The organism is Nocardioides astragali, from assembly GCF_024436375.1.
Taxonomy (GTDB): domain Bacteria; phylum Actinomycetota; class Actinomycetes; order Propionibacteriales; family Nocardioidaceae; genus Nocardioides; species Nocardioides astragali.
This window is the reverse complement of the sequence record NZ_JAFMZM010000002.1, coordinates 786,946-810,969: the sequence shown is the minus strand read 5'-3', so window position 1 is coordinate 810,969 and position 24,024 is coordinate 786,946. Positions and strand designations below refer to the sequence as shown.

21 protein-coding genes are annotated in these 24,024 nt (G+C 70.3%); 14 read left to right on the top strand and 7 right to left on the bottom strand.

Going from position 1 to position 24,024, the window contains the following annotated elements; translation table 11 throughout:
• The first annotated feature begins 50 nt into the window (after nt 1-50).
• Both J3P44_RS08735 and J3P44_RS08730 read left to right on the top strand, forming a co-directional pair.
• Nucleotides 51-1,484, top strand: coding sequence for an MFS transporter (locus J3P44_RS08735; RefSeq protein ID WP_255889919.1), 1,434 nt, complete (start codon nt 51-53; stop codon nt 1,482-1,484).
• 111 nt (nt 1,485-1,595) lie between these two features.
• Nucleotides 1,596-2,396, top strand: a complete 801-nt coding sequence (locus J3P44_RS08730) for an HD domain-containing protein (protein ID WP_255889918.1) — start codon at nt 1,596-1,598, stop codon at nt 2,394-2,396.
• Nucleotides 2,397-2,478: 82 nt separating this feature from the next.
• On the opposite strand, the gene J3P44_RS08725 is transcribed toward J3P44_RS08730, so the two are convergent.
• Nucleotides 2,479-2,736: a putative antibiotic biosynthesis monooxygenase gene (locus tag J3P44_RS08725; RefSeq protein ID WP_255889917.1), complete on the bottom strand. Its 258-nt coding sequence runs from the start codon at nt 2,734-2,736 to the stop codon at nt 2,479-2,481.
• 68 nt (nt 2,737-2,804) lie between these two features.
• Nucleotides 2,805-3,743 carry an NAD(P)/FAD-dependent oxidoreductase gene (locus J3P44_RS08720; RefSeq protein ID WP_255889916.1) on the bottom strand — a complete coding sequence of 313 codons (939 nt, stop codon included), beginning with the start codon at nt 3,741-3,743 and terminating at the stop codon, nt 2,805-2,807.
• Nucleotides 3,744-3,892: 149 nt separating this feature from the next.
• Here J3P44_RS08720 and J3P44_RS08715 point away from each other — a divergent pair, with 149 nt between their 5' ends.
• Complete coding sequence (locus tag J3P44_RS08715) at nt 3,893-4,459, top strand: helix-turn-helix domain-containing protein (RefSeq protein ID WP_255889915.1); 567 nt, start codon at nt 3,893-3,895, stop codon at nt 4,457-4,459.
• A gap of 86 nt (nt 4,460-4,545) precedes the next feature.
• Here J3P44_RS08715 and J3P44_RS08710 read toward each other — a convergent pair whose 3' ends face one another.
• The gene (locus J3P44_RS08710; RefSeq protein ID WP_255889914.1) at nt 4,546-6,729 is read right to left on the bottom strand and encodes an MMPL family transporter; all 2,184 of its coding nucleotides are present in this window, start codon (nt 6,727-6,729) and stop codon (nt 4,546-4,548) included.
• A gap of 106 nt (nt 6,730-6,835) precedes the next feature.
• Entirely contained in the window at nt 6,836-8,101 is a 1,266-nt protein-coding gene (locus J3P44_RS08705) for an MFS transporter (RefSeq protein WP_255889913.1), read from the bottom strand.
• A 218-nt stretch (nt 8,102-8,319) separates the two neighbouring features.
• Here J3P44_RS08705 and J3P44_RS08700 point away from each other — a divergent pair, with 218 nt between their 5' ends.
• The 8 genes from J3P44_RS08700 (at nt 8,320) to J3P44_RS08665 (ending at nt 15,862) form a co-directional block, all read left to right on the top strand.
• Nucleotides 8,320-11,052 carry a winged helix-turn-helix domain-containing protein gene (locus J3P44_RS08700; RefSeq protein ID WP_255889912.1) on the top strand — a complete coding sequence of 911 codons (2,733 nt, stop codon included), beginning with the start codon at nt 8,320-8,322 and terminating at the stop codon, nt 11,050-11,052.
• Nucleotides 11,053-11,141: 89 nt separating this feature from the next.
• Nucleotides 11,142-11,408, top strand: coding sequence for a DUF8691 family protein (locus J3P44_RS08695; protein WP_255889911.1), 267 nt, complete (start codon nt 11,142-11,144; stop codon nt 11,406-11,408).
• On the top strand, nt 11,405-12,133 hold the full coding sequence (locus J3P44_RS08690; protein WP_255889910.1) for a DUF2306 domain-containing protein: 729 nt from the start codon (nt 11,405-11,407) through the stop codon (nt 12,131-12,133). The genes J3P44_RS08695 and J3P44_RS08690 overlap by 4 nt, the downstream gene beginning before the upstream one ends.
• A complete protein-coding gene (locus tag J3P44_RS08685; RefSeq protein WP_255889908.1) occupies nt 12,130-13,029 on the top strand; it encodes an ABC transporter ATP-binding protein in 900 nt (299 codons plus the stop codon). The genes J3P44_RS08690 and J3P44_RS08685 overlap by 4 nt, the downstream gene beginning before the upstream one ends.
• Nucleotides 13,026-13,847, top strand: a complete 822-nt coding sequence (locus J3P44_RS08680) for an ABC transporter permease (protein ID WP_255889907.1) — start codon at nt 13,026-13,028, stop codon at nt 13,845-13,847. The genes J3P44_RS08685 and J3P44_RS08680 overlap by 4 nt, the downstream gene beginning before the upstream one ends.
• Nucleotide 13,848: 1 nt before the next feature.
• Nucleotides 13,849-14,925, top strand: a complete 1,077-nt coding sequence (locus J3P44_RS08675) for an NAD(P)-dependent alcohol dehydrogenase (RefSeq protein ID WP_255889905.1) — start codon at nt 13,849-13,851, stop codon at nt 14,923-14,925.
• Nucleotides 14,926-15,000: 75 nt separating this feature from the next.
• Nucleotides 15,001-15,390, top strand: a complete 390-nt coding sequence (locus tag J3P44_RS08670; RefSeq protein ID WP_255889904.1) for a response regulator transcription factor — start codon at nt 15,001-15,003, stop codon at nt 15,388-15,390.
• 100 nt (nt 15,391-15,490) lie between these two features.
• A complete protein-coding gene (locus J3P44_RS08665) occupies nt 15,491-15,862 on the top strand; it encodes a response regulator (RefSeq protein WP_255889903.1) in 372 nt (123 codons plus the stop codon).
• On the opposite strand, the gene J3P44_RS08660 is transcribed toward J3P44_RS08665, so the two are convergent.
• From J3P44_RS08660 to J3P44_RS08650, 3 genes are all read right to left on the bottom strand, one after another.
• Entirely contained in the window at nt 15,796-17,883 is a 2,088-nt protein-coding gene (locus tag J3P44_RS08660; protein ID WP_255889902.1) for a sensor histidine kinase, read from the bottom strand. The genes J3P44_RS08665 and J3P44_RS08660 overlap by 67 nt on opposite strands.
• Nucleotide 17,884: 1 nt before the next feature.
• A complete protein-coding gene (locus tag J3P44_RS08655; protein WP_255889901.1) occupies nt 17,885-19,207 on the bottom strand; it encodes a sensor histidine kinase in 1,323 nt (440 codons plus the stop codon).
• A gap of 92 nt (nt 19,208-19,299) precedes the next feature.
• Nucleotides 19,300-19,962, bottom strand: a complete 663-nt coding sequence (locus tag J3P44_RS08650) for a response regulator transcription factor (RefSeq protein ID WP_308212242.1) — start codon at nt 19,960-19,962, stop codon at nt 19,300-19,302.
• 136 nt (nt 19,963-20,098) lie between these two features.
• Between J3P44_RS08650 and J3P44_RS08645 the strand changes: the two genes are divergently transcribed.
• Genes J3P44_RS08645 through J3P44_RS08635 form a run of 3 tightly spaced genes read left to right on the top strand, consistent with a single transcriptional unit; the run spans nt 20,099 to nt 24,002 of the window.
• Nucleotides 20,099-22,309, top strand: coding sequence for an MMPL family transporter (locus J3P44_RS08645; RefSeq protein WP_255889900.1), 2,211 nt, complete (start codon nt 20,099-20,101; stop codon nt 22,307-22,309).
• A complete protein-coding gene (locus tag J3P44_RS08640; protein ID WP_255889899.1) occupies nt 22,306-23,202 on the top strand; it encodes an ABC transporter ATP-binding protein in 897 nt (298 codons plus the stop codon). The genes J3P44_RS08645 and J3P44_RS08640 overlap by 4 nt, the downstream gene beginning before the upstream one ends.
• Complete coding sequence (locus J3P44_RS08635) at nt 23,199-24,002, top strand: ABC transporter permease (RefSeq protein ID WP_255889898.1); 804 nt, start codon at nt 23,199-23,201, stop codon at nt 24,000-24,002. Before J3P44_RS08640 ends, J3P44_RS08635 begins: the two co-directional genes overlap by 4 nt.
• Nucleotides 24,003-24,024 lie beyond the last annotated feature (22 nt).

The following is a 24,024-nucleotide window of genomic DNA, read 5'->3' as shown; positions in this document are numbered from 1 at the left end:
CTCGGGTCGAAGCTCCACTGTCCCGACTCGCCGCCTGAGGGATGGGCCTCATGTCCACCATGACGACCGACCTCCTCGGCCGCACCGCGGTCGCCGGCACGTCCTCCCGGCTGACCGGGCGGAGGCGAGACCAGGCCACCCTTGGGCTGCTGGTGTCGGCCCAGTTCCTTGTCATGCTGGACGCCTCGATCGTGAACGTCGCGCTGCCCTCGATACAGGCCGAGCTCGGCTTCGGACCGGCCGGCGTCACCTGGGTCATCAACGCCTACGTCCTCGCGTTCGCCGGCCTGCTGCTCCTGTCCGGACGCGCGGCCGACGTCTTCGGCCGGCGCCGTCTCTTCGTCGGCGGTGCGTGCCTGTTCACCGTCGGCACCCTCCTCGCGGCGCTGGCGGTGGCCCAGGAGATGCTCATCGCTGGCCGGGCTGTGCAGGGAGTCGGTGCCGCCGCGCTGAGCCCGGCTGCCATGTCCCTGCTGCTGGCCGCCTTCCCCGCTGCCCACCGCGGCAGGGCGATGGGTGCGTGGGGAGCCGCCTCGACCCTGGGCGGGGCGACCGGCGTCGTCGCCGGGGGAGTGCTCGCCGGGACGGTGGGTTGGCGGGCGGTCTTCCTCGTCACCGTTCCGGTCTCGGCCGTCGCCGTCCTCCTGGCTCGGCGCCTGCTGGTCGAGGATGTGTCCGGTGCTCGGCGCACCTTCGACTGGGCCGGAGCAGCGGTTCTCACAGCCGCAGTGATCGCCCTGGTGCACGGAGCCGTCGACGCCGTGGACCACGTCTGGACCAATCCACGGGTGGTCGGCCTCCTGGCCTGCTCCGCCGGCCTGATGGTGGCGTTCCTCGCGATCGAGCGCCGAGCGCAGGACCCGCTGATTCCCCTCGAGCTGTTCAGGTCGCGCGCGCTGCGCACGGGCACGGCTCTCGCTCTGCTCGGGGGAGCGACCCGGGCCTCCACCTTCGTCCTGGTCGCCCTCTACTTCCAGCAGGTTCTTGCCATGTCGCCGGAGCAGGCGGGCTTCGCGATGGTCCCCACCTCCCTGACTGGCTTCGCCGTCTCGTTGTACGTCCTTCCGCGGGTGCTGGGAGCCATGGGTCCGGCCCGCAGCCTCGTCCTCGGACTCGTGATCCTGGCGGTCGGTCACCTCTGGCTGGCCTACGCGCCACCGAGCTCGGGCTACGTCGTGGCGGTCCTACCCGGGCTGCTCCTCGTCGCCACCGGAGTGGCGCTCAGCTTCACTCCCACCACGATGGTCGTGGCCTCTGCGGTGCCTTCGTCGCACACGGGACTGGCGTCAGGACTCGCAGCTGCGTCGATGCAGATCGGCGCTGCGGTCGGGACGGCCGCGTTCGTCGTGGTCGGCGCGTCGGCCAGCCGACAGGCCGACGGCGCTCTCAACGCCTCCGGATTCTCCGCGGCATTCACCGCCGCCGCGATCGTGGCGCTCGCGACCGCCGTCCTCGGATGGGGCCTCGCCCGATCTCGGGCGTGATGAGTGCGGTGACCGTCAACAACGCCACCGCGTTGCGGCGGAGTCAACGGCGAACAACGCCCTCGACCCTCCCGACATCCCGAACCACACCGCCGACAGAATCGAGCTCTCATGTCTCCCAGCAGCCACCCCAGCGCACCTGCCGACCGCTCACGCACGTCGATGACCGGGACTGCGGCCTGGGTCCAGGACACACGCGGATGGCTCACTCCCGCCGAGCGCCGCCGGATGCTCCGCCCGCTGGTTTCCGCACATCTTCACAACCTCGTCGGCAGGACTCGACTCGCGCTGCACCTGCACCCGGGGCGGCACGCCGACGTGGCGCCGGAGCGCCTCGAGCCGCCGCGCACGGTGCTCGCTCGCCGCGCCGAGGAGGCGGCGGCGCGCCGGTTGCCACCCGCGCTGCTCCACCACAGCCGGCGAACATTCCGCTTCGGCCTGGCGCTGGGCATCGTCACCGGCACCCACGTCGACGAAGAGCTCCTCTACGCCGCAGCCATGCTCCACGACACCGGCCTCCTGACGTCGTCCGGCGATGCCGATTTCACGCTGGAGAGCGCTCGAGTGGCCCGCTGTGTCGCCGAGCAGGTGGGCCTGTCCCACGAGGCCACCACGCTCGTCCTCGACGCCATCACCCTGCACCACAGCCCAGGAGTGGGTCCCGAGCACGGAGCCGTGGCTCAGCTCCTGTCTGCGGGAGCCGCAGTCGACGTCATCGGGTTGCACGCGTGGAAGCTGCCCGACACGGTGCTGGTCGATGCAGTGAAGCTGCACCCTCGGGAGGGGTTCAAGGCCGTCTTCACGGAGGCGTTCGGCGAAGAGGCCGCGCGCGTGCCCGACGGCCGCGCCCGGTTTCTGAATCGCTACGGCGCGTTCGCGATCGCGATTCGCCTGGCCCCGTTCGCTGAGTAGTCGGTCCCTCGCGAACGCTCCGGTGCAGAGCAAGCATGAGCCACACAAGCAGGCGGCAGGCGCTGTCCCTCGTGGCCGTCAGCTAGCGGCTCAGCAGTCGTACGCGCAGACGGTGCAGCTGGGGCATCAGGCCGTAGATGACGATCGGTACGGCGACGGTGGCGAGCACGAAGGTCCGGAGCACGGTGCCGAGCTCGCCGAGCCACTCCCCGAACAGCAGGTTGAGCGCGGTGAGGGTGGGGAAGACGGCGATCCAGATCATGACGGCGAGCTGGTGCTTGGTCGGCGGCCCGACCTTGGGGGCGGGGCTGATGCTGTCGGGGCGGGTGGCAGTGGTCATGTCGAGTCCTTGGGTGTGGGTGTGGGCGTGGGTGTGGGCGTGGGTGATGTGGGGCGAACGGGGAGGGCTCAGGCGGTGTAGCCGTGGTGGTAGCCGGTGAGGGCACGACGTACGTCGTCGTCGACGAGGTCGGCGTTGATGGCGATGGCGGCGGCGGATCCAGCACCTGCGGCAGTGATCACCTGGGCACGTGGGTCGATGACGTTGCCCGCCGCCCACACTCCGGCCACGCTGGTGCGGCCGGTGCTGTCCGCTGTCACCCATCCGTCGTCGTCGGTGGCGCAACCGAGGTGGGCCAGGAGCTGGCTGCGCGGGACGAAACGGGGAGGGACGAAGAGGGCGTCTCGAGGGACGACGGAGCCGTCGGCCACGGCGACGCCGCTGAGGCGGTCGTCCTCGCCCACCATGAGCCGTTCGATGGTGCCTTCGACGATGCCGATGGCGCGGGCCACGAGTCCGCTGCGCTCCGCCGCGGTGAGCAGGCCGGGAGGGGTGAAGTAGACGAGGTCGTCGGTCCACTGTCGGACGATCTGGGCGTAGCGGACGGCCCCGGGGGAGCCGCCGATGACGCCGAGCTGCTGGTCGCGGACCTCGTGTCCGTGGCAGTAGGGGCAGTGGAGGACGTCGCGCGCCCAGCGGTTCGCGAGTCCCGGGATGTCGGGGAGCTCGTCCTTGAGTCCGGTCGTGACGAGGAGTCGGCGCGCGCGGATGCGATCGCCGCCGTCCAGGAGCACCCAGAAGCCGTCCGTCCCGTCGGGCACGACGTCGGTGACGACACTGTTGACCACCTGGCCGTCGTAGTGGGAGACCTCGTCGCGTCCCAGAGCGAGGAGCTCGGAGGGCGGCATGCCGTCCCTCGAGAGGTAACCGTGCATGTGGCTCGCCGGAGCGTTGCGCGGCGTGCCGTCGTCGAGGACGACGACTCGCCGACGGGCTCGGGACAGGACCAGGGCTGCGGACAGGCCGGCGGCACCACCACCGACGATCGCTACATCGATTTCGTTCATGGGACGAGCGTGACGCCGCGGACACGCCGGTCCAATCAATGTTGCCGAACCTGGGAAACCCCCGTGCAATGGGCCACATGGTGACAACAGACGGCCAGGGGACCGGCGATGCACCGGAGGGCACCGGGGGGCTATCGGCATCAGCTGCAATGGCGGTCGACCGTGCCGTGGCGGACGTACCGACCCGCCTGAGGGCGGTGCGCAACCGGCGCGGGATGACTCTGGTCGAGGTGTCCGATTGGACAGGTGTCTCCAGGTCCACGTTGTCGCGGTTGGAGACGGGACAGCGGCGCCCCACGCTCGAGCTGCTGCTCGCGCTCTCTCTCGCCTACCGCGTGCCGCTCGACGACCTCGTCGGGGCGCCCGAGGTAGGGGACCCGCGCATCCGCCTGCGTCCGGGGCAGGTGAAGGGGAGGACGGTCATCCCGTTGAGTCGCGAGCCGGGCAGCATGCAGGCGTGGAAGATCGTGGTGCCCACCACCAAGGTCGAGCCCGAGCCGCGGGCGCACGACGGGCACGAGTGGATCTACGTCCTCTCCGGCCGGGTGCGCCTGCTGCTGGGCGAGGAGGACGTCGTGCTGGAGCCTGGTGAGGTGGCGGAGTTCGACACCCGGGTGCCGCACTGGTTCGGGAGCACGGGTGAGACGCCGGCGGAGATGCTGAGCATCTTCGGTCGCCCCGGCGAGCGCATGAGGCACCGGTCGCTTGGTGGATAGCGGGGGTGCTCGCCGCCCGGCTGGCGGACAGCTCGCCGGCCCCGGGTGGGGGAGCCCGGGGCCGGCGAGGTCGTACGAGGAACGGGTCAGCGGGACACCAGCTCCTCCGTGTGAGCGGCGACGGCACCCACGTCCGTCTGCCCGCTAACGGGCTCCTCCGCCCGCTCGATGTCCATGACGGGCAGGATCCTGTCCAGCCACCGCGGGAGCCACCAGTTGGCGTCGCCGAGCAGGGACATGGTCGCGGGCACCAGGACCATGCGGACCAGGGTGGCGTCGATGGCGATCGCCGTGGCCAGTCCTAGTCCGAGCATCTTCAGCGAGGGCACCGGGCTGGCGACGAAGCTGAGGAACACGACGATCATGATGAGCGCGGCAGAGGTGATGATCCGACCTGTCCCGGCGAGACCGCGAGCGACCGACTCGGCGCTGTCACCCGTGCTGGCGTACTCCTCCCGGATCCGCGAGAGCAGGAAGACCTCGTAGTCCATCGAGAGCCCGAACAGGATCGGGAACATGATGACGACGATGATCGAGGTGATGGGCGTGGGTCCCTCGAGGCCGAGCAGCTCGGCCCCCCAGCCCCACTGGAAGACGGCGACCAGGACTCCGTAGGCCGCGCCGATCGAGAGCAGGTTCATCACGGCCGCCTTGAGCGGGACGGCGACGGACCGGAAGACGAGCATCAGTAGTAGGAACGAGATCCCGATGACGGCGCCGACGAAGAGAGGAAGCGTCTTCCGCAGCTGACTGTTGAGGTCGTCGGTGATCGCCGTGATGCCCGAGACGTAGGTGTTGTCCGGGATGACCGAGCGAACCCGTTGGATCGTGGCCGAGGTCTCGGCGTCCGCCGGACCGGCGTCTGGGAGGGCGCTGAGCACCACCGTGCCGCCGTCAGCGGAGGTCTGGGGCTCGCCCACGGAGACGATGCCCGGGACATCTGCGATGGCCGCAGACACGGCCGCCACGTCGCTGGCCCCGGCATCCGAGGACTCGAGGTCGATGACCACCATGAGCGGGGCGTTGAACCCGATGCCGAATCCTTCGGTGAGGAGGTCGTACGCCTGGCGGTGGGTGGTGTGGGCAGGGGCGTCGCCGGCTGCCGGGAAGGCCGTCTGGATGGACAGGGCAGGCGCCGCGAGTGCGGCCAGCATCGCGACCGAACCCAGCAGGTAGGGCCAGGGACGGCGGGAGACGTGGTGGCCGAAGCGCCACCAGGCACTGTCCTCGGTGCGGACGGCGGGTCGGTGGCGCCGCACCACGCGGCCGGCGTCGATCCGATCGCCGAGCAGGGTGAGGAGCGCGGGGAGCAGGGTGACCGCTGCGGCGACGGCGACCAGCACCATGAGGGCGGTGGACAGACCGATCGAGGTCAGAATGCCGAGTCCCGTGATGCCAAGCGCCGCCGTGGCGATGATCACGGTCCCGCCCGCGAAGACGACCGCGGTGCCGGAGGTGCCCATGGCGTTGGACAGGGCGCGGCTGTTGTCCTGACCTGCGGACCGGTTCTCCCGATAGCGGGCGACCACGAACAGGGCGTAGTCGACGCCCACACCCAGGCCGACCAGTCCGGCCACGGCGATCGCGGAGACCGACACGTTCATGGTGCTCGCCATCAGCATGATGCCGCCGATGGAGGCGCCGACGGCCACGAGGGACAGCCCGATCGGCACGATCGCTGCGACGACGGTCCCGAAGACGACGAGCAGGACGACCAGGGCGATCAGTAGCCCGATGCCCACGTGGGCGGAGGTCTCTTCCGTGGCGTTGAGGAAGACGGCATCCCCGCCGAGCTCCACCTGCAGGCTGTCCGGCGCGCTCACCCCTGAGACCGCCTCGGACAGGACAGCGAAGGCGGGCTTGCCGATCTCGCGCTCGGGCGCGTCGAGGGTCAACGTGGCGAACCCGATCCGCCCGTCGTCGGAGATCGTGCCGGCCGCGAACGGGTCGGCGATCGACTCGACGTGGGCGACGGTGGACACCTCCTCGAGCACGTCGCCGACGGCGTCGCGGTGCTCGTCGAGCGTGGTGCCGTCTCGGGCGGCGAGGACCACCATGGCCGAGCCCTTGGCCGCCTCGGGGAAATTCTCGTCGAGCAGCTCCAGTGCCGTCGCGCTCTCGCTGCCCGGTGAGGAGAAGTCGTCGACGAACGTGCCACCGGCCGCGACCGCCAGGAAGAAGACCGCTCCCATGATCGCGAGCCAGCCGGTGATGGTGCGCCACGGGTGTCTCGCGCTGGCTGACGCAAGGCCGCGGGTGAGCTTCTGCATGGTCGTGCCCTTCTGGAGTCGGGTCGGGTTGGTGCGATTGCCCGGAACCTAGGGAGCAACGTGGTGAGCCCGGATCACCACACGTGGTGAACGGGGTGGTGAACCGTCAGCGCACCCCGCGGATCGGGATCACCGCCGCCGCCGCCAGGAGGGCACAGGTTCCCGCGACGGCGTAGAGCACCGGATAGCTGTCACCGCTGGCCGCCAGAATGACGGGCGCCACCGCGGGCGCGAGGGCGTATGGCAGGGCGTTGGCGATGTTGAAGAGTCCCATGTCGCGGGCCGAGTCGGCCGCGTCCGGCAGCACGTCGGCAACGAGCGCGAGGTCCACGGCCATGAAGGCGCCGAAGCCGGCGCCGCTGATGGCCATGCCGACCAGGAAGCCGCTGAAGGTGTCTGCCGCGGCGATGACGAACAAGGCTGCGCCGTACATGATCGCCGCGACTGCCACGAACACCTTCCGCCTCCCGCTCCGGTCGGAGAGCCTGCCTCCCAGGAGGGATGCGACGACCAGGACGGCGGACTGGAGGAGGGTGGCCACGAAGACCTGCCGGGGCACCTCGGCCTCCGCGCTCCCGACCCGGTCGAGCAGGAAGTACGCCTGGTAGGTCGTGAGGAACGCGTAGGCCGAGATGAACAGGAACCGCCCCACGAAGGCCCAGGCGAAGTCGGGGACGCGCCAGGGCGACAGGGGGAAGGCAGCCGCGACATCCCGCAGCGACCACGAGCGGACGACATCCTCCAGGAGGCGCCGGTCGTCAAGGGTGGCCACGAACAGCAGGACCAGCACGGCGCCGATCGCACACGGGGCGAGGAACATCGCGACCTGGCTGCCTTGGAAGAGCTGGACGAGGAACGTGCCGAGCACCGCAGCGACCGGCACGGTGATCCCCAGCACCCCAGAGACCGTGCCTCGCTGCGTCACCGGCACCTGATCGGGCAGGACCGCGACAAGCGCGGCCTGCAGGGCACTGAAGGCAACCTGGGCGAGGCACCACCCGATCAGCACGACGAGGACGACCGGGGCCGTGGCGACGACGGTGATGCCGAGCACGCCGCCGGTCAGTCCGAGGACCATCCACGGCCGACGCATGCCGAACCGCGAGCCGGTGCGGTCGCTGAGCCGGCCGAACAGCGGAGCGGCGACCAGCGTCAGCAGGCCACCGACCCCCGTCACGAGAGCCAGGCTCTCCGGTGCTTGCTCCGTCCCGACGAGCGACCGGATCTTCAGCGCCAGCGTCACCAGGAGCGGGGCGATGAGCATGAGGGCGACGCTCATGTAGGCGAGCGAGTACGACGCCACGAACCGCGCGTCGACCGGCCGGGTCGGGACGTGGATCGCCCCGTCGGCCGGTCGGGTCGCATCACGCATGTCGCTCTCCTCAGCAGCCGGCTGCAGCGCCGGACGACGGCGGTGGAGTCTCTCGACAGTAGGCGCGTCGACGCCCGCCGGGGTACGGGGAGCCCGGCCGGTCTGTACCAGAGACTTCGCATTCGTCCGGGTGCGAGCGAGGATGGGTCCGGTCGTGCCGCCACGGAGTCGCATGGCACCTCATGGCGCGTGAAGCGCTCGCACCAGGAGCCGCGGGGATGTCCCACCCACTGATCGAGACGAAGCTCTTCCTGCCGTCCCCACGGCCGGGACTCGTCCCGCGACCCCGGCTCCGGGAGCGCCTTGACCGAGGTCTCGCTGCGAAGCTGATGCTCGTCTCCGCCCCGGCAGGCTTCGGGAAGTCGACCCTGCTGGTCGACTGGCTCGCGTCGGCCGCTCTGCGACCCGGTGCCGGCGTGCTCAAGGCCGCGTGGCTCGCCCTCGACCCCGCCGACAACGACCCCTCGCGGTTCTGGCGGTACGTCGTGGCCGCGCTGCGCAACGCCGTGCCGGACATCGGTGAGGACGCGCTCGCGCTCCTGCAGGACTCGCAACCACCGCCCGTCGAGTTGGCCCTGACGACGCTCCTGAACGAGCTGGCGGCAGCCGAGGCCGACACGGTCCTGGTGCTCGACGACTACCACGTCATCGACTCACCGGCGGTCCATGAGGGGATGGCGTTCCTCCTCGCCCACCTGCCGGCTCGGCTGCACCTCGTGCTGGCGACAAGGAGCGACCCGCCATTGCCGCTGTCGCGACTCCGCGCTCGCGGCGACCTGGTGGAGGTGCGCGCCGTCGACCTCCGCTTCACCGGCGAGGAGGCGTCGTCGTACCTCAACGGCGTGATGGGACTGGGGCTGGAGCCCGACGACGTGCACGCCCTGGAGGGACGGACCGAAGGGTGGATCGCCGCCCTCCAGCTCGCGGCCCTGTCCATGACGGGCCGCGAGGACGTGTCCGGCTTCATCGCCGGGTTCACCGGTGACGACAGGTACGTCGTCGACTACTTGGTGGAGGAGGTGCTGCAGCGGCTCCCGGGCAACGTCCAGGACTTCTTGCTCCGGACCTCCGTGCTCGACCGGATGAGCGGTTCGCTGTGCAACGCCGTCACGGGTCAGGAGGGCGGCCGCGCCGTGCTCGAGGCACTGGAGCGGGACAACCTCTTCGTGATCCCGATGGACGACCGACGGGTCTGGTACCGCTACCACCACCTCTTCGCCGACGTCCTGCGCGGCAGGCTCCTCGACGAACAGCCTGGCCTCGTCCCCCAGCTCCACCAGCTGGCCGCGGGGTGGCACGAGGAGGAGGGCGACGTCGAGGAAGCCATCGGGCACTACCTCATCGGGACCGACTTCGCCCGTGCCGGCGAGCTCATGGAGAGGGTGATCCCGGCGCTGCGCCGCGACCGCCGCGAGGCGACCCTGCGCGGCTGGCTCGAGAGCCTGCCGACCGAGGCCCTGCGGGTCCGGCCCGTCCTGAGCAACGCCTTGGCCGGGGCGCGGATGTCGACCGGCGTGTTCGACGGAGTCGAAGAGCTGCTGGACGCGACGGAGAGCTCGATCGCCTCCGTCGGTGGGCGACCGTCCTCCTTGCTGTTCGTGGACGAGGAGGAGTACGGCCGGCTTCCGGCCGACATCGCGGTCCACCGGGCGGGCCTGGCGCTGGTCCGTGGTGACGTCGAGCAGACAGTCACCCACGCACGCAGGGCCCTCGATCTGGTGGGCGACGATGACCCGCTGACCCGGGGCGCCGCCCTCGCGCTCACCGGTCTCGCGGCGTTCTCGACAGGGGACCTGGACACCGCCCACGCGTCGTACACCGCGTGCATCGTCGAGTTCGAGACGATCGACCACGTGTCCGACGTGCTGGGCTGCTCCGTCACCGTCGGCGACATCGAGGTCGTCCAGGGCCGGCCGCGCGCGGCCGCTCGCACCTACCGATCAGCCCTCGACCTGGCGGACCGGCACGCCACTCCGGTGCTGAGGGGACGGGCCGACATGCACGTCGGCCTGGCTGCGCGGCACCTCGAGGCCGACGACCTCGCCGCAGCCCGTCAGCAGCTCTCCCGGAGCCGGGACCTCGGCGAGCCCGCCGGGCTTCCGCAGGACGCCTACCGGTGGCGCGTCGTGATGGCGGGAGTCCGTGAGGCCGAGGGTGACGTCGATGCCGCCGTCGACCTCCTCGACGAGGCCGAGCGGCTCTATGTCGCGGACTTCCAGCCACTCGTCCGGCCGGTGCCCGCGGTCCGCGCCAGGACGTGGGCCCGACAGGGGCACGTCGACCTCGCCCTCGACTGGGCGGACCGGGCGCGCGTGACGCTCGAGGACCCGCTGAGCTTCCTGCGGGAGTTCGAGCACGTGACCCTCGCCCGGGTGCTGCTCGCCCAGCAAGGGCGCCGGCCGGGCAGCGTGGACGTCGCCGCCGTGGTGACCTTCCTGGACCGGCTGCTCCGGGCGGCGACGCACGGACATCGCGGGGGATCGGTCATCGAGATCGAGGTGAGCCGCGCGCTCGCCTTCCAGCAGCTCGGCGACCAGGGGAAGGCTCTCGCAGCGCTCGATGCAGCGCTGGCGCTGGCAGAGCCGGAGGGTCACGCGCGCGCCTTCGTCGACGAGGGGACGCCCATGGCCGTGCTGTTGACGGCCGCCGAGCGGCGGGCGCCCTCGGCGTACGTCGCGCGCCTGCGGTCCGCGCTCGCCGGCACCGGTCGGACCGCCCCCGGCCCCGCGACGACCGGGCCACACCCCGGAGCGCTGGTCGACCCCCTGAGCAGCCGCGAGCGGGACGTGCTCCGCCTCCTGGACACCGAGCTCAACGGTCCGGAGATCGCGCGCGAGCTCGTGGTCTCGCTGAACACGGTGCGCACGCACACCAAGAACCTCTACATGAAGCTCGGCGTGACGAGCCGCCGCGCAGCCGTCCTTCGCGGCAAGGAGCTCGACCTGCTCTGACCGGTGGTGCCAGCCGGACTGCGGTTCACCACGACAATCACCACGTGTGGTGAGCCCCGCTCACCACAACCGCCCCTAGCGTCCGCGGCATGGACGAACCGCACACCGACATCGAACCCGTGTCAGATCCGGGGTGGTACCGCATCCGCATCCAGGGACGCCTCGACCAGAGGTGGAGCACCTGGTTCGACGGCATGTCCCTCAGCCAGGGCGAGGACGGCACCACGGTCATGCGCGGTCGAGTCGGCGACCAGGCAGCCCTTCACGGCTTGATCGAGAGGGTCCGCGACCTCGGTCTCACGCTCCTCGAGGTCACCCACGAGGCTCCGGACACTCCAGCGGAGCCACGGACATGAGCGCCACGCGCACCGCGAGCGCACCGGCCGGATCGGGTGTGCAGCGACGTACGCCCACCTGGCGCGTGCCACTCGCCCTCGTCGCACTGTCGCTGGTGCCGGTCATCGCTGGCTCGCTCAGGCTCGCTGACGTGTCCACCGGCTCCTCCATCATGCCGGAGGACGCGCACCACCCGTCCATGCCCGTCGCGCTGGTCGTCCACATCGCCAGCGCGATCGCGTACTCGCTCGTGGGCGCCTTCCAGTTCTCCGCAGGACTGCGCCGCCGCAGGCTGCGATGGCATCGAGCCGCAGGTCGGGTCCTCGTCCCACTGGGCCTCGCCGCGGCGGGATCCGCTCTGTGGATGACCGTCGTCTACCCCACCGAGGTCGGCACTGGCCCGTTGCTGTTCTGGTCGCGCCTGCTGTTCGGCGTCGGCATGATCCTGTGCCTCGTCCTGGGTCTGCGCGCCATCCTTGCCAGGGACGTCGCCACCCACCGTGCGTGGATGATCCGCGCCTACGCGCTCGGCCTCGGTGCCGGCACCCAGGTCCTCACCATCGGTCTCGGTCAGGCCGCCTTCGGCACCAGCACGCTCGTCACCGACGCCGTCACCGCCGTCGGCTGGGCGATCAACCTCGCCGCCGCGGAAGCCATCGTCCGGTTGCCCCGTGCTCGCTCGCGTGCCATCGCATCCCTGCCCATCCAGCCCGTTCGACCCGCCACCCAGGAGGACCCTCGATGATCACCGTTGAATCAGTCACCAAGACGTACGGCGGCTTCACTGCCGTGGACGACGTCAGCTTCACCGCCAGCGCCGGCCGCGTCACCGGATTCCTCGGTCCCAACGGAGCCGGGAAGTCCACCACGCTGCGGATCGTCACGGGACTGACCCCGCCCACCAGCGGCAGTGCACACGTGGTGGGTCGACGCTTCGCCGACCTGCCGAACCCCGGGCTCGAGGTCGGTGTGCTCCTCGATGCCTCCGCACAGCACGCCGGCCGAACAGGTCGGGAGATCCTCCGCCTGAGCCAGCAGATGATGGGACTCCCGCGGAGCCGGGTCGACGAGATGCTCGAGCTCGTCAGCCTCACTCCCGACGAGGCAGGCCGGCGGGTGCGGGACTACTCCCTCGGAATGCGGCAACGCCTCGGGATCGCCCACGCCCTGCTCGGCGACCCCGACGTCCTCATCCTGGACGAGCCCGCAAACGGTCTCGACCCCGCGGGCATCCGGTGGATGCGCGACCTCCTCCGCGGGTACGCGGACCGAGGTGCCACGGTGCTCCTGTCCTCCCACCTGCTCCACGAGATCGAGGTGGTCGCCGACGACATCATCGTGATCGGCAACGGCCGCATCGTGGCCCACGGCACCAAGGCCGAGCTGCTCGCCAGCGCCGGGACCCACCTCCGGACCCGGCATCCCGCGGACCTCCAGGCGGCCCTCGACGTCGCCGGGATGGCGTCGAACGTCACCTCGCCCGGCGTGCTGCGGGTCGACGCCGACCCGGAGCTGGTGGGACGGGTGGCCACGGATGCGCGCATCCCACTCATCGAGCTACGACCTGCCGAGACAGCCGGGCTCGAGGAGATGTTCCTCGAGCTGACCGCCGACACCCAACGAGAAGGAGCAGCAGCATGACCACCCAGACGCTCGACAGGGTCGCCGAAGGGCGGCCGGTCACACCCACCCAGGAGCCGGTTCGTACGGCTCGCATCCCCATGCGACGGATCGTCGGGGTCGAGCTGCGCAAGTCCTTCGACACCCGTGCGGGGCTCTGGTTGCTCGCCAGCGTCGGCCTCGCCTCCGTGCTCACCTCCGGAGCCGTCATCGCCTGGGCGCCCGACGACGACTTCACCTACAGCACCTTCACCACGACCATCGCGTTCCCGATGTCGGTGATCCTGCCGATCATCGCCGCCCTCTCCGTCACGGCTGAGTGGACCCAGCGCAGCGGGCTCACCACGTTCACCATCGTTCCTCACCGCGGACGCATCATGCTCGGCAAGGCCCTGGCTCTCGTGTCCGTGGCCCTGCCAGCCACCGCTGCCGCGTTCGTGGTCGGGGCTGGCGGGAACGTCGTGGGATCGTGGATCTCGGGCAACGAGACCGTGTGGGACCAGGACCTCGCTGCGGTGCCCTACCTCCTGCTCTCGCTCGCGCTCGCGCTGATGATGGGCTTGGTCTGCGGGACACTGATCCGCAACTCAGCCGGCGCGATCGTGGCGTTCTTCGTCTTCTCGTTCGTGATCTCGCCGCTCCTGGGGTTCCTCGCCATGACGCAGGACTGGTTCCGGGACGTGCAGCCCTGGGTCGACCTCGACTACCAGCTGACCGCCCTCCTGCGGGGCTCGTTCGACTCCGAGCAGTGGTCACAGCTCGCAGCCACCAGCGGACTGTGGTTGCTCCTGCCGCTCGTCGTCGGCCTGTGGACCCTGGTCCGTTCGGAGGTGAAGTGAGATGGCGCCTCGCGAGGCACTCCATGACGGAAGTCCCGCCCTCGTGGTGGCTGCCCAGACCATGCAGGCCCTCGTCCAGGACCGCTACGGCGGGCCCGACGTGCTCCGCCTGGCTGACGTACCCCGTCCCGTGCCCAGGCAAGGCGAGGTGCTGGTCCGTGTCGAGGCAGCCTCGATCAACGCCCGCGACTGGCACGTGATGCGCGGCGAGCCGAGGATTGCCCGCCTGATGGACCGTTCCCTGTTCGGCTGGCGCGGGCCTCGGCTCCGCGTACGCGGGACGGACTACGCCGGCGTCGTCGAGGCCGTCGGGCCGGGCGCGAGCGACTGGGCCGTGGGCGATCGAGTCTTCGGTGAGGCGACCCAGACGCTCGCCGAGTACGTCGTCGCGCCGACAGCTGCCATGGCCCGGGTCCCGGACGGGGTCAGCATGCAGCAAGCCGCAGCATTGCCGCTGGCCGCCACGACCGCACTCGAGTGCCTGCGGGCAGCCGACCCTCGCCCGGGCGCCACGGTGCTGGTGAACGGGGCGTCGGGTGGCGTGGGCACGTTCGTCATCCAGCTCGCCGCGTCCATGAGGCTCCACGTGACGGCCGTCTGCAGTGCCCGCAACAGTGACCAGGCGCGGTTCCTCGGCGCTCAGCGCGTGATCGACTACGCCCGCGAAGACTTCGTTGCCAGTGGATCCACGTACGACCTCGTCATCGACCTGGTCGGCAACCGGTCCTTGCGCGACCTGCGAGGGCTGGTGCAGCCGTCGGGCAGCCTCGTCCTGTCGGGTGGAGGAGTGCCGGGAGAGGGGCGGCTCGTCGGTCCGATCGGTCTCCTGGTGAGGGCGCAGCTGGGCAAGAGTCGTCGCGGGCCGACGGTGTTCACGCCCTTGGCGAGTCCTGCTGGGGAGGTCCTGGAGGATCTCGCCGTCCTCGTGGCGACGGGAACGATCTCGCCAGTCGTCGACCGGACCTTCGGTCTCGACCACGCTGCGTCCGCGCTGCACTACATGGAGTCCGACCACACGAGGGGCAAGGTCGTGGTCTCGCTCCCGAGCGCGCCTGCCCACCAGGTGAGCGAGGGGTAGAGCCCGTGTTCTGTGCGGGTCACCCCATCGCGTGCCTGGTCCATGAGCCGGAAGATCCAATGAGGAGGTGTTGTCATGACTGACGTGCGAGTGCTGCTCGTCGACGCCGAGGCGCCGTACCTGCGGGCCATGCGTGCGGTGGTCGAGGAAGCCGCTGGATTCGAGGTCATCGGGGAGGCCCCATCAGGGGAGCAATGCATGGTGGCCACGGCAGAACTGCTCCCCGACCTGGTGCTGATGGACATGAACCTCCCCGGGATGGACGGAGTAGAGGCGACCAGCCGGCTGCGGGCGCGTCCCTCCCCGCCGGTGGTGCTGTTGGTCTCGACCTTCGACGAGGATGAGGGCGCCCACTTCGTTCCTTGGTGCGGGGCCGTGGCGTACGTCACCCGGGCGGCGTTCGGACCGGACCGGCTCCGTGAGGTGTGGGAATCGGCGTCAGGATCTCTCCCGGCCACCGCGTGAGACCGCCGAGTCGCTGGGGTTGATCACCTCGGTCGTGCGGCTCACCCCCTCCTCGCCAGAGCCATGCCTCAGCAGACTGTTCCGAGGAGGTGTGCCGGAGATGACTGTCGTGAGTGTGCTGATCGTCGACGACCAAGCACCCTTCCTGCGCGCCATGAGCGCTGTGATCGAGGAAACCTTCGGGTTCGAAGCCGTGGGCAAGGCCTCCTCCGGTGAGGAGGCGATCGTGAAGGCCGGTGCCCTCCTCCCCGACCTCGTGCTCATGGACGTCAACCTCCCCGGGATCGACGGGTTGGAAGCCACGAGGCGCCTGCGCGCGCACCGATCGCCGCCCGTAGTGCTGTTGCTCTCGACGTACGACGAGGATGCAGGCGCGCGCTTCATCGCTGAGTGCGGGGCGGCGGCCTACGTCACCAAGTCGGCCTTCGGACCCGACCGCCTGCGCGAGGCGTGGGCAGCAGCGACAGACTGACGCGGGCCTGGGAGCCACACCTCCAGGGTCGTGAGACCGTCCGTGCTGTCCACCGACACGGACCCGCCCGCGGCCTCGACGCGATCACGGATGTGGCTCAGCGGCAGCTGGCCCCCGTCGCCGCCGGTGACCGCCACCCGCAGGTCGTCGTCAACAGCCGAGAGCGCAACGTGGACAGGGTCTGCGAAGACCCGCGTCGCCTCAGCGACGCAGAAGTATGCGGCGGCCTCGACCCGGTAGTCGAAGCGCCGACCATCGACGTGCTCGTCGACCACGAGACGCCGGTTGCCCTCGGACCGTGCGAAGAGGGATTGGAGCGCTGCGGGAAGACCGGAACGAGCGAGCTGGGCGGGAAAGACGCCGCGGGTGATCTCTCGCAGCGCCTCCAGCGCCGCGTTCAACGCCTCGACGAGGGAGTCGAGGAGGAGCGACTCGTTCGATTCGGTGCTTCGATCATCGATCACGGACAGCCGTCGCAAACGCTCTGGGAGGGGCCGCAGGTGTGGAAGCACCTGACCGGCTATGGCCAGCTCGAGACGGCTGCGCTCGGCGTCGCTGGCGCTGATCAGCCGACGTCGGGAGTCACTCAGGTCGCGAGTGCGCTGGCCCAGCCGTTCCACCTGCCCCGAAAGCTCGACCGTGAGCCGCGCGTTGCGAAACGCCAGTCCTGCCTGGTCGGTCAGATCGGCGAGCAGCTGGTGCTCGCGGCGACGAAGCGGATGACCGGTCCGCATCGTCAACGTGATGCTGCCGAGCCGTTCGCCGAGGTGCAGGACCGGCATCTCAAGCCTGGGAGCCTCAGGCTCGCCCAGCCGGCCGGGGGGCCAGCTCGACGCCTGGTCGCGGCCTGTGTCCACATGAAGCACGACCACAGCCTGGGTCGCGTTGACCGCACGGGCCGCGGCCTCGGCGACCGCGGGCAGCAGCGCCGAGGGGTCCGGGCTGGTGCCGAGGCGCCGACTGAAGTCGGTGAGTGCTTCGTACGGCGCGGCCGCCGTGCCGAACGCGAGCCGGTCCGCCACCCGCACGACCCAGCTCCGTAGAGGCTGGAAGGCGAGCGCCACCACGGCGGTCGCGAGCAGCGAGGGCCAGAAGCCGCTGGTCCCACCATCTACCGCGAGGCCCACCGTCACCACGACGAGCACGTAACCGGCAGCCACCAGCACGGTGGCGAGGGCAAGAACGACGGCGCGGTTGACGATCACGTCGATCTCGAGCAACCGGTGGCGAAGCACCGCAACCGCCACGCACAGCGGCACCGCGACCTGGGCCACCCGAAGCGGCAATGCCGCCAGCCACGTGCCCTCGACGCCTGTCAGCCGCGGCACCGCCAGGATCGCCGCCACCCCAACCGCCAGGAGCGCAGCCGCGCAGGCGATCCACAGCAGCTGGCGGCGTACGTCGTCTCGTGAGCGCCGCAGCCGCACCACCAACGAGACCGCCGAGGCGAGCAGGCCGACCGCGACCAGCATCCACCCCACTGTGAGGAGTGGCTCGGTGATGGCTCGGGTGCTGCTCCGCTGTCCGTAGACGAAGTCCCCGGGCGGGGTCGTCAGCGTCCCCAGCGTGTGCAGGAGGAGGCCGGTCCCGGTGACCCAGACGGCCCAGCGCCACCGCGGCGAGGGCAGGTGGCCATCCGGTGCAATGAGGAACACCAGCACCAGTGCGGCGAAGGCCGGCCAGCCGAGCAGCGGTCCTGCCCAGAGCGCCACGTGGCCCCAGGTCTCCTGCCGGGGGTGGCCCTCGTCGAGCGCCCAGATGCCGTACGCGTCTGCGGCCAGGGTGACCGACAGCAGGCTCGCCACGCACAGCAACCAGCCGATGGGGTGCCTGGGATGGCGCCGAACGATGAGCGCCCCCATCAGGGCGCAGCCCAAGTTGCCCAGCGGAGTCAGGGGCCATCCGTGCTCGGCCCAGGTCGCCTCGTTCCACAGCGAGCGGTGTGCGGCCGTGAACACGGTGTCGAGGACGGTCGCGACCATCACGATGCCGACCACCGCCCAGGCGATCCGCGCGCGCACGTCAGGCCGTCCGATGGTCGACCAGAGCCGTGACCGTGGTGCCGATGCCCGCCAGTGATGTCACGCTCACGGTTCCGCCGACGGCGTCCAGCCGGTCCCGCATGTTGGCCAGGCCCGCCCCGGTCGAATGGGCGTCGGCATGGGCGAAGCCTTCACCGTCATCGGTCACCACGAGCTGTGACGTCCCCACGTGGTCGTCGAGGCGCACCGTGACACTGCCGGCACCCGAGTGCTTCGCAGCGTTCTGCACCGCCTCCATGCAGCAGAAGTACAACGCCGCCTCGACGGCCGCGGGGAGTCGCACCATCCCGTCGGCGACGATCGTCACCGGGATCGCGCTGGTGCCTACAGCGGATCGCAGCGCCGCCACCAGGCCCTGCTCGGAGAGCAGCCTCGGGTAGATCCCACGCGAGAGGGAGGAGAGCGTCTCTATCGCGACCGTGGCCGCGTCGGCCTGCAGGCCGAGCAGTGCGACAGCACGAACCGGTGAGCTCTTCGAGAGGGTCTGCGCCAGGCGGAGGTTGACGGTCAGCGCCACCAGGTGCTGCTGGGCTCCGTCGTGGAGGTCTCGCTCCAGTCGGCGTCGCTCGGCGTCCTGGGTCTCGATGAGCCGCCGTCGCGAGGCCTTCAGCTCGTCGGCTCGTGCCAGCAGCTCGCCGCGCCTGAGCTCGAGGTCGCCCCTGACACCCACGAGCCGCAGCATCAGCCCAGCCCGGTCCGCAAGGTCGGTGAACAGCCTCTCCTCGACCGAGGACAACGGCAGGCCAGCGCGTTCCTGCAGTCGCAGGACGCCCAGCGGCTCCCCGCCGTGCGTCACGGCCCTGGCGCGCAGACCCGGGCCGGCAGCATCGTGCGCTTCCGGCAGGAGAGCCGGGGGTGTCTCGACGGCGTCGGTGTCCAGGGGCCAGGTCGCTGCCAGGTTCAGTCGCCCGGCCACGGACACCCACACCTGGGCCCACCGGGCTCCGGTCCCCTCGGCGAGCAGCCGGGCCATCCGTGCGGGCAGGTCTTCGGTCGACTCCTCCTCGGGCACGCTCTCGGAGAACTGGCGGAGGACCTCGTACGGGGCCGCAGACGTGCCGCCGAGCAGTCGCCCTGCCCATCCCTCTACAGCGGCTTGTACGCGCGCGAAGGACAACGCCACCGTCGCTGTCGCCAGCACGGACAAGGTGACGCTGGGGGAGTCCGTACGGCCGATGATCGCTCCTGCGCCGCGGACGACCACTGCGTAGACGCTGACGACGAAGACAGCCAACCCGAGCCACACCACCATCCGGTGCACGACGTGGTTGTGGAGCCGGCCGGTGTCGTGGCGGATCCTCATGCTGTGAGTGTGCGCCTGATCTCCGCACCGCGACAGGACACCGCCCGTACCCCCGGGGTGGGGCTGGCCGCACCCAACGGGCGCCGGGGGTTTCAGCCGCCCTTGGCCTCGACGTAGGCGAGGACGGCCATGACGCGCCGGTTGGTCTCGTGCTCGTCGACCAGCCCGAGCTTCTGGAACACCGAGCCGATGTGCTTCTCGACCGCGCGGTCGCTCATGAACAGCGTCTTGGCGATGGTGGCGTTGTTGCGACCGGTGGCCATCACCGCCAGGACCTCACGCTCTCGGTCCGTCAGTCCGAGCAGGGGACCTTCGCCGGCTCGCCGCGCCAGGAGCACCTCGACGACCATCGGGTCGAGTGCCGACCCGCCGCGGGCCACCGCGGTGAGCGCACGGACGAGCTCGTCAAGGTCGCTGACGCGCTCCTTGAGCAGGTAGCCCATTCCGGCAACCCCGTCGGACAGCAGGGCGAAGGCGTAGTCCTCCTCGACGTACTGGGACAGGACGACGACCCCCGTGCCGGGATGGTCCGAGCGGATCCGCTTGGCAGCCACGATGCCCTCGTCGGTGTGGGTGGGGGGCATTCGGATGTCGGTCAGCACCGCGTCGGGGGAGTGAGCGGCCACCGACGCCAGCAACAGCTCGGGGTCGGCCACCACATCGACCAGGTCGATGCCGCCGGCCTCGGTCAGCAGTGCGGCGACCCCCTCCCGGACCAGGTAGTTGTCGTCGGCGAAGACGACCCGCAGTGCCATGGCCACGACTCTAGTGGTGGTGCCGCGCGCTTGACGTGGTGCTGGCCTCCGCAGTCCTGCTGCCAGCCCCATCGTCCGACGGACGTCGCGTCCCTAGCGTCGAGGGATCTCGATCTTTCGACCTGAGGAGCCCGACATGTTGGTCAATCTCGCTGACTGGTGCTTCCGGCGCCGGCGCCTCGTTGTCGTCAGCTGGCTCGGTGCGCTGGTGGTGTCCTTCCTCCTCGCCGGTGCTCTCGGCGGGGAGTTCCGACAGGACTACCTCCAACCCGGGTCGGAGTCGCGCGCCGCGTCGCAGACACTGGAGGACACGTTCCCGCAACGCTCGGGCGACACCGTCCAGGTCGTCCTGCACGCGGAGGGCGGGGTGACGTCCTCCGAGGTGCAGGCCAGGGCGGAGGCGCTCTTCGCCGAGGTGGCGCGCAACGAGGACGTCGTGGGGATCGCCAGCCCGTTCGTGGCGGGCGGGGCTACCCAGATCTCCGCCGACGGCACGACGGCGTACGCCGACGTGGCCCTCAGCTCGACTGTCAACGAGTTCACTCCCGCTCAGGCCGCTGCTCTCGTCGATCCCATCCTCGAGGCGGGCGACGACACCCTGCAGGTCGAGGTCGGGGGCGCAGTGGCTGCTCTGTCGCAGGCACCACCCGTCGGCTCGGAGGTGATCGGACTGGTCGCGGCCGCCATCATCTTGCTGGTCACCTTCGGATCCGTCGTGGCCATGGGGCTGCCCCTGGTGACGGCCCTGTTCGGGCTCGGTGTCGCGATGGCGCTGGGGGAGGTGCTGCGGCGGGTCGTCGACGTACCCGACTGGGCTCCCGCTACAGCGGCGATGGTCGGCATCGGCGTCGGTATCGACTACGCGCTCCTCATCGTCACGCGTTACCGCACCAGCCTCGCCGCCGGTCAGGACCCCCGGCGCGCGACCGCCACCGCCATCGCCACGGCCGGTCGCTCGGTCCTGTTCGCCGGGATCACGGTCGTCATCTCGATGCTCGGCATCCTGTTGATGGGCCAGCCGGCCATGAACGGATTCGCCTTCACGGTCGTCCTCGCCGTCGTCGTCACCGTCGCCGCGTCCCTGACGCTGCTGCCCGCCATCCTCGGCTTCGCCGGGCACGGCATCGAACGCCTGCACGTGCCCTTCGTGAGCAGGCAGGTCCGTCCCTACGACGCCTCCCGATGGTTCCGGTGGAGCCGCTTCATCCAGCGCCGCCCGTGGATCGCAGCGATCGGTGGACTGGCAGTCCTCCTCGCGTTGGCGGCACCGTTCCTCGGCATCCGGTTCGGCTTCCCCGATGCCGAGAACGACGCACCGACCTCCACCACCCGACAGGCGTACGACCTCCTGGCCGACGGGTTCGGGCCAGGCTTCTCAGCCCCGATGGTGCTGACCGTCCAAGGCGCGGCGGGCGACCTGAAGGATGCTGCCGACCAGCTCGGGGCCTCGTTGGGCGACGTCGAGGGAGTGGCCTACGTCGCCCCCGCGGTCGTGAACGAGTCCGGGGACACCGCGGTGCTGAGCTTGACGCCTGCCACGTCGCCCCAGGACGCCGCCAGCGAGGACCTCGTCGACCTCCTGCGCGACGAGGAGATCCCCACAGCCACCGCAAGCACCGACCTGACGGTCCACGTCGGCGGCATGATCGCCGCCAACGTCGACTCCACCCGGGGGACCGCGGACCGGCTGCCGTTCTTCTTCGGCGGCGTGCTCCTGGTGTCCTTCCTGCTCCTGATGATGGTGTTCGGCTCGGTCCTGGTGCCTCTCAAGGCCGTCGTCATGAACGTCCTGGCGACCGGCGCGGCATTCGGAGTCCTAGCCCTGGCCACCGGCGGGGGGCCGCTGGGAGACCTGGTCGGCATCCCCGAGGCGACCCCGGTGCCCATCCAGCTGCCGATCGGGATCTTCGCGATCCTGTTCGGCCTCTCCATGGACTACGAGGTGTTCCTGCTCTCACGGATCAAGGAGGAGTACGACCGAACCGGCGACAACGCCCGCGCCGTCGCCGACGGCTTGGCCAAGTCGGCCCGCGTCATCACCGCCAGCGCCGCCATCATGGTGACCGTGTTCTTCTCCTTCGTGCTGGGGGAGTCCGTGCTGACGAAGATGTTCGGCCTGGGCCTCGGGGCTGCCGTCCTCATCGACGCAACTCTCGTCCGGATGGTGCTGGTCCCGGCAACGATGGAGCTGCTCGGCGATCGCAACTGGTGGCTGCCGAGCTGGCTCGATCGCCTGCTGCCCCACATCGACGCCGAGGGCCGCGGCATGATCGACGTCCCGGAAGGGGAACCCGAGCAGGGACTCACGCCCGTTCCGGTGCCGGCGGGAAGCGGTGCCCCCTCATGATCACCGTCGAGGGAGTCACCAAGAGCTACAAGGGGTTCACCGCGGTGGACGACGTCAGCTTCGTCGCCCGGTCAGGCCGGGTCACGGGATTCCTGGGGCCCAACGGGGCCGGCAAGTCGACCACCATGCGGATCATGGTCGGGCTCACCCGGGCAACGGCCGGCACCGTCACCATGGGTGGACGCAACTACGTCGACCTGCCCAACCCTGGCCTCGAGGTTGGCGTGCTCCTGGACGCTTCTGCTCAGCACGCCGGTCGCACAGGCCGCGAGATCCTCACCGTCGCCCAGTTGTACATGGGCCTGCCGCGCAGCCGCGTCGACGAGATGCTGGAGGTCGTCAGCCTCACCCCCACCGAGGCGTCCCGACGAGTTGGCAACTACTCCTTGGGCATGCGCCAACGCCTGGGCATCGCTGCTGCCCTGATCGGTGACCCGGAGGTGCTGATCCTGGACGAGCCGGCCAACGGGCTGGACCCCGCCGGCATCCGCTGGATGCGTGACCTGCTCCGGGGCTACGCAGACCGCGGAGGGACCGTCCTGCTGTCCTCGCACCTGCTCCACGAGATCGAGGTCATCGCGGACGACATCGTCATGATCGGGAACGGCCGGATCGTCTCCCAGGGCTCCAAGAGCGAGCTCCTGCACGGCGCGGGGACAGTGGTCCGGTCGGCAGACCTCGGCCTGCTCCAGAGCGCGCTCAGCGAGATCGGCATCGCCACGACCCGAGCCGGGGACGGCAGCCTGCACACCGACGCAGACACCAGCCTGGTCGGGAAGGTCGCGCTGGAGGCAGGCGTCGCCCTGACGGAGCTGCGTACCGAGGACGCCGGGCTCGAGGACATGTTCCTCGAGCTCACCGCCACCTCCCAGCGAGAAGGAGCAACACCATGAGTGCCAGCGTCGCGGACCACATGGGCCGAGCGGTCCCCGCGAGCCCCCACGTGCCCCTGGTGCGGGTGACGAAGGTCGAGCTCCGCAAGATGTTCAACACCCGCTCCGGCTTCTGGCTGATCGCCAGCATCGCCATCTCCGCGGTCCTGGCGGCCGGGGGCGTCATCCTGTGGGCACCTGACGGTCAGCTCACCTACTCCACCTTCGCGACCGCCATCCGCTTTCCTGTGGTGGTCATCCTGCCGCTGATCGCGATCCTGGCGGTCACCAGCGAATGGAGCCAACGCACGGGGCTCACCACGTTCACCCTCATCCCGCACCGCAGCAGGATCATCACTGCCAAGGCCATCTCCGCGGTCCTCATCGCCACCGCCGCCATGGCCCTCACCTTCGCAGTCGGGGCGCTCGGCAACCTCGCGGGCGCCGCCGTGACCGGGACACCCCTGGTGTGGGACGTGACGTTGACCCAATGCTTCTACTACGTCCTCGGCATGGTCCTCAGCCTGCTCATCGGCTTCATGCTGGGCGTCCTCATCCGGTCGTCGACGGGTGCCATCGTGGCCTACTTCGTCCTCACCTTCGTGCTTCCCACGATCTTCAGCCTGCTCGCCGAGAGCCAGCAGTGGTTCCGCGACCTGCAGCCATGGCTCGACATCCAGTTCGCGCAGAGCGGACTCTTCGTCTTCGACCGGGCACTGACCGGGGAGCAGTGGGCCAACATCGCCGTCACCGGCGTCACCTGGCTGCTCATCCCTCTGGCGATCGGACTCGGGTTCGTGATGAGGGCAGAGGTCAAGTAGTCGGCGGCACGACACCAGGAGC

Excerpts from the sequence above, each read along its gene's own strand:
- J3P44_RS08655 (WP_255889901.1), bottom strand. The coding sequence starts at position 19,207 with ATGAGGATCCGCCACGACACCGGCCGGCTCCACAACCACGTCGTGCAC.
- J3P44_RS08650 (WP_308212242.1), bottom strand. The coding sequence starts at position 19,962 with ATGGCACTGCGGGTCGTCTTCGCCGACGACAACTACCTGGTCCGGGAG.
- J3P44_RS08730 (WP_255889918.1), top strand. The coding sequence starts at position 1,596 with ATGTCTCCCAGCAGCCACCCCAGCGCACCTGCCGACCGCTCACGCACG.
- J3P44_RS08685 (WP_255889908.1), top strand. The coding sequence starts at position 12,130 with ATGATCACCGTTGAATCAGTCACCAAGACGTACGGCGGCTTCACTGCC.
- J3P44_RS08710 (WP_255889914.1), bottom strand. The coding sequence starts at position 6,729 with ATGCAGAAGCTCACCCGCGGCCTTGCGTCAGCCAGCGCGAGACACCCG.
- J3P44_RS08715 (WP_255889915.1), top strand. The coding sequence starts at position 3,893 with ATGGCGGTCGACCGTGCCGTGGCGGACGTACCGACCCGCCTGAGGGCG.
- J3P44_RS08640 (WP_255889899.1), top strand. The coding sequence starts at position 22,306 with ATGATCACCGTCGAGGGAGTCACCAAGAGCTACAAGGGGTTCACCGCG.
- J3P44_RS08675 (WP_255889905.1), top strand. The coding sequence starts at position 13,849 with ATGGCGCCTCGCGAGGCACTCCATGACGGAAGTCCCGCCCTCGTGGTG.
- J3P44_RS08690 (WP_255889910.1), top strand. The coding sequence starts at position 11,405 with ATGAGCGCCACGCGCACCGCGAGCGCACCGGCCGGATCGGGTGTGCAG.
- J3P44_RS08720 (WP_255889916.1), bottom strand. The coding sequence starts at position 3,743 with ATGAACGAAATCGATGTAGCGATCGTCGGTGGTGGTGCCGCCGGCCTG.
- J3P44_RS08665 (WP_255889903.1), top strand. The coding sequence starts at position 15,491 with ATGACTGTCGTGAGTGTGCTGATCGTCGACGACCAAGCACCCTTCCTG.
- J3P44_RS08735 (WP_255889919.1), top strand. The coding sequence starts at position 51 with ATGTCCACCATGACGACCGACCTCCTCGGCCGCACCGCGGTCGCCGGC.
- J3P44_RS08705 (WP_255889913.1), bottom strand. The coding sequence starts at position 8,101 with ATGCGTGATGCGACCCGACCGGCCGACGGGGCGATCCACGTCCCGACC.
- J3P44_RS08645 (WP_255889900.1), top strand. The coding sequence starts at position 20,099 with ATGTTGGTCAATCTCGCTGACTGGTGCTTCCGGCGCCGGCGCCTCGTT.
- J3P44_RS08725 (WP_255889917.1), bottom strand. The coding sequence starts at position 2,736 with ATGACCACTGCCACCCGCCCCGACAGCATCAGCCCCGCCCCCAAGGTC.
- J3P44_RS08700 (WP_255889912.1), top strand. The coding sequence starts at position 8,320 with ATGTCCCACCCACTGATCGAGACGAAGCTCTTCCTGCCGTCCCCACGG.
- J3P44_RS08695 (WP_255889911.1), top strand. The coding sequence starts at position 11,142 with ATGGACGAACCGCACACCGACATCGAACCCGTGTCAGATCCGGGGTGG.
- J3P44_RS08635 (WP_255889898.1), top strand. The coding sequence starts at position 23,199 with ATGAGTGCCAGCGTCGCGGACCACATGGGCCGAGCGGTCCCCGCGAGC.
- J3P44_RS08670 (WP_255889904.1), top strand. The coding sequence starts at position 15,001 with ATGACTGACGTGCGAGTGCTGCTCGTCGACGCCGAGGCGCCGTACCTG.
- J3P44_RS08680 (WP_255889907.1), top strand. The coding sequence starts at position 13,026 with ATGACCACCCAGACGCTCGACAGGGTCGCCGAAGGGCGGCCGGTCACA.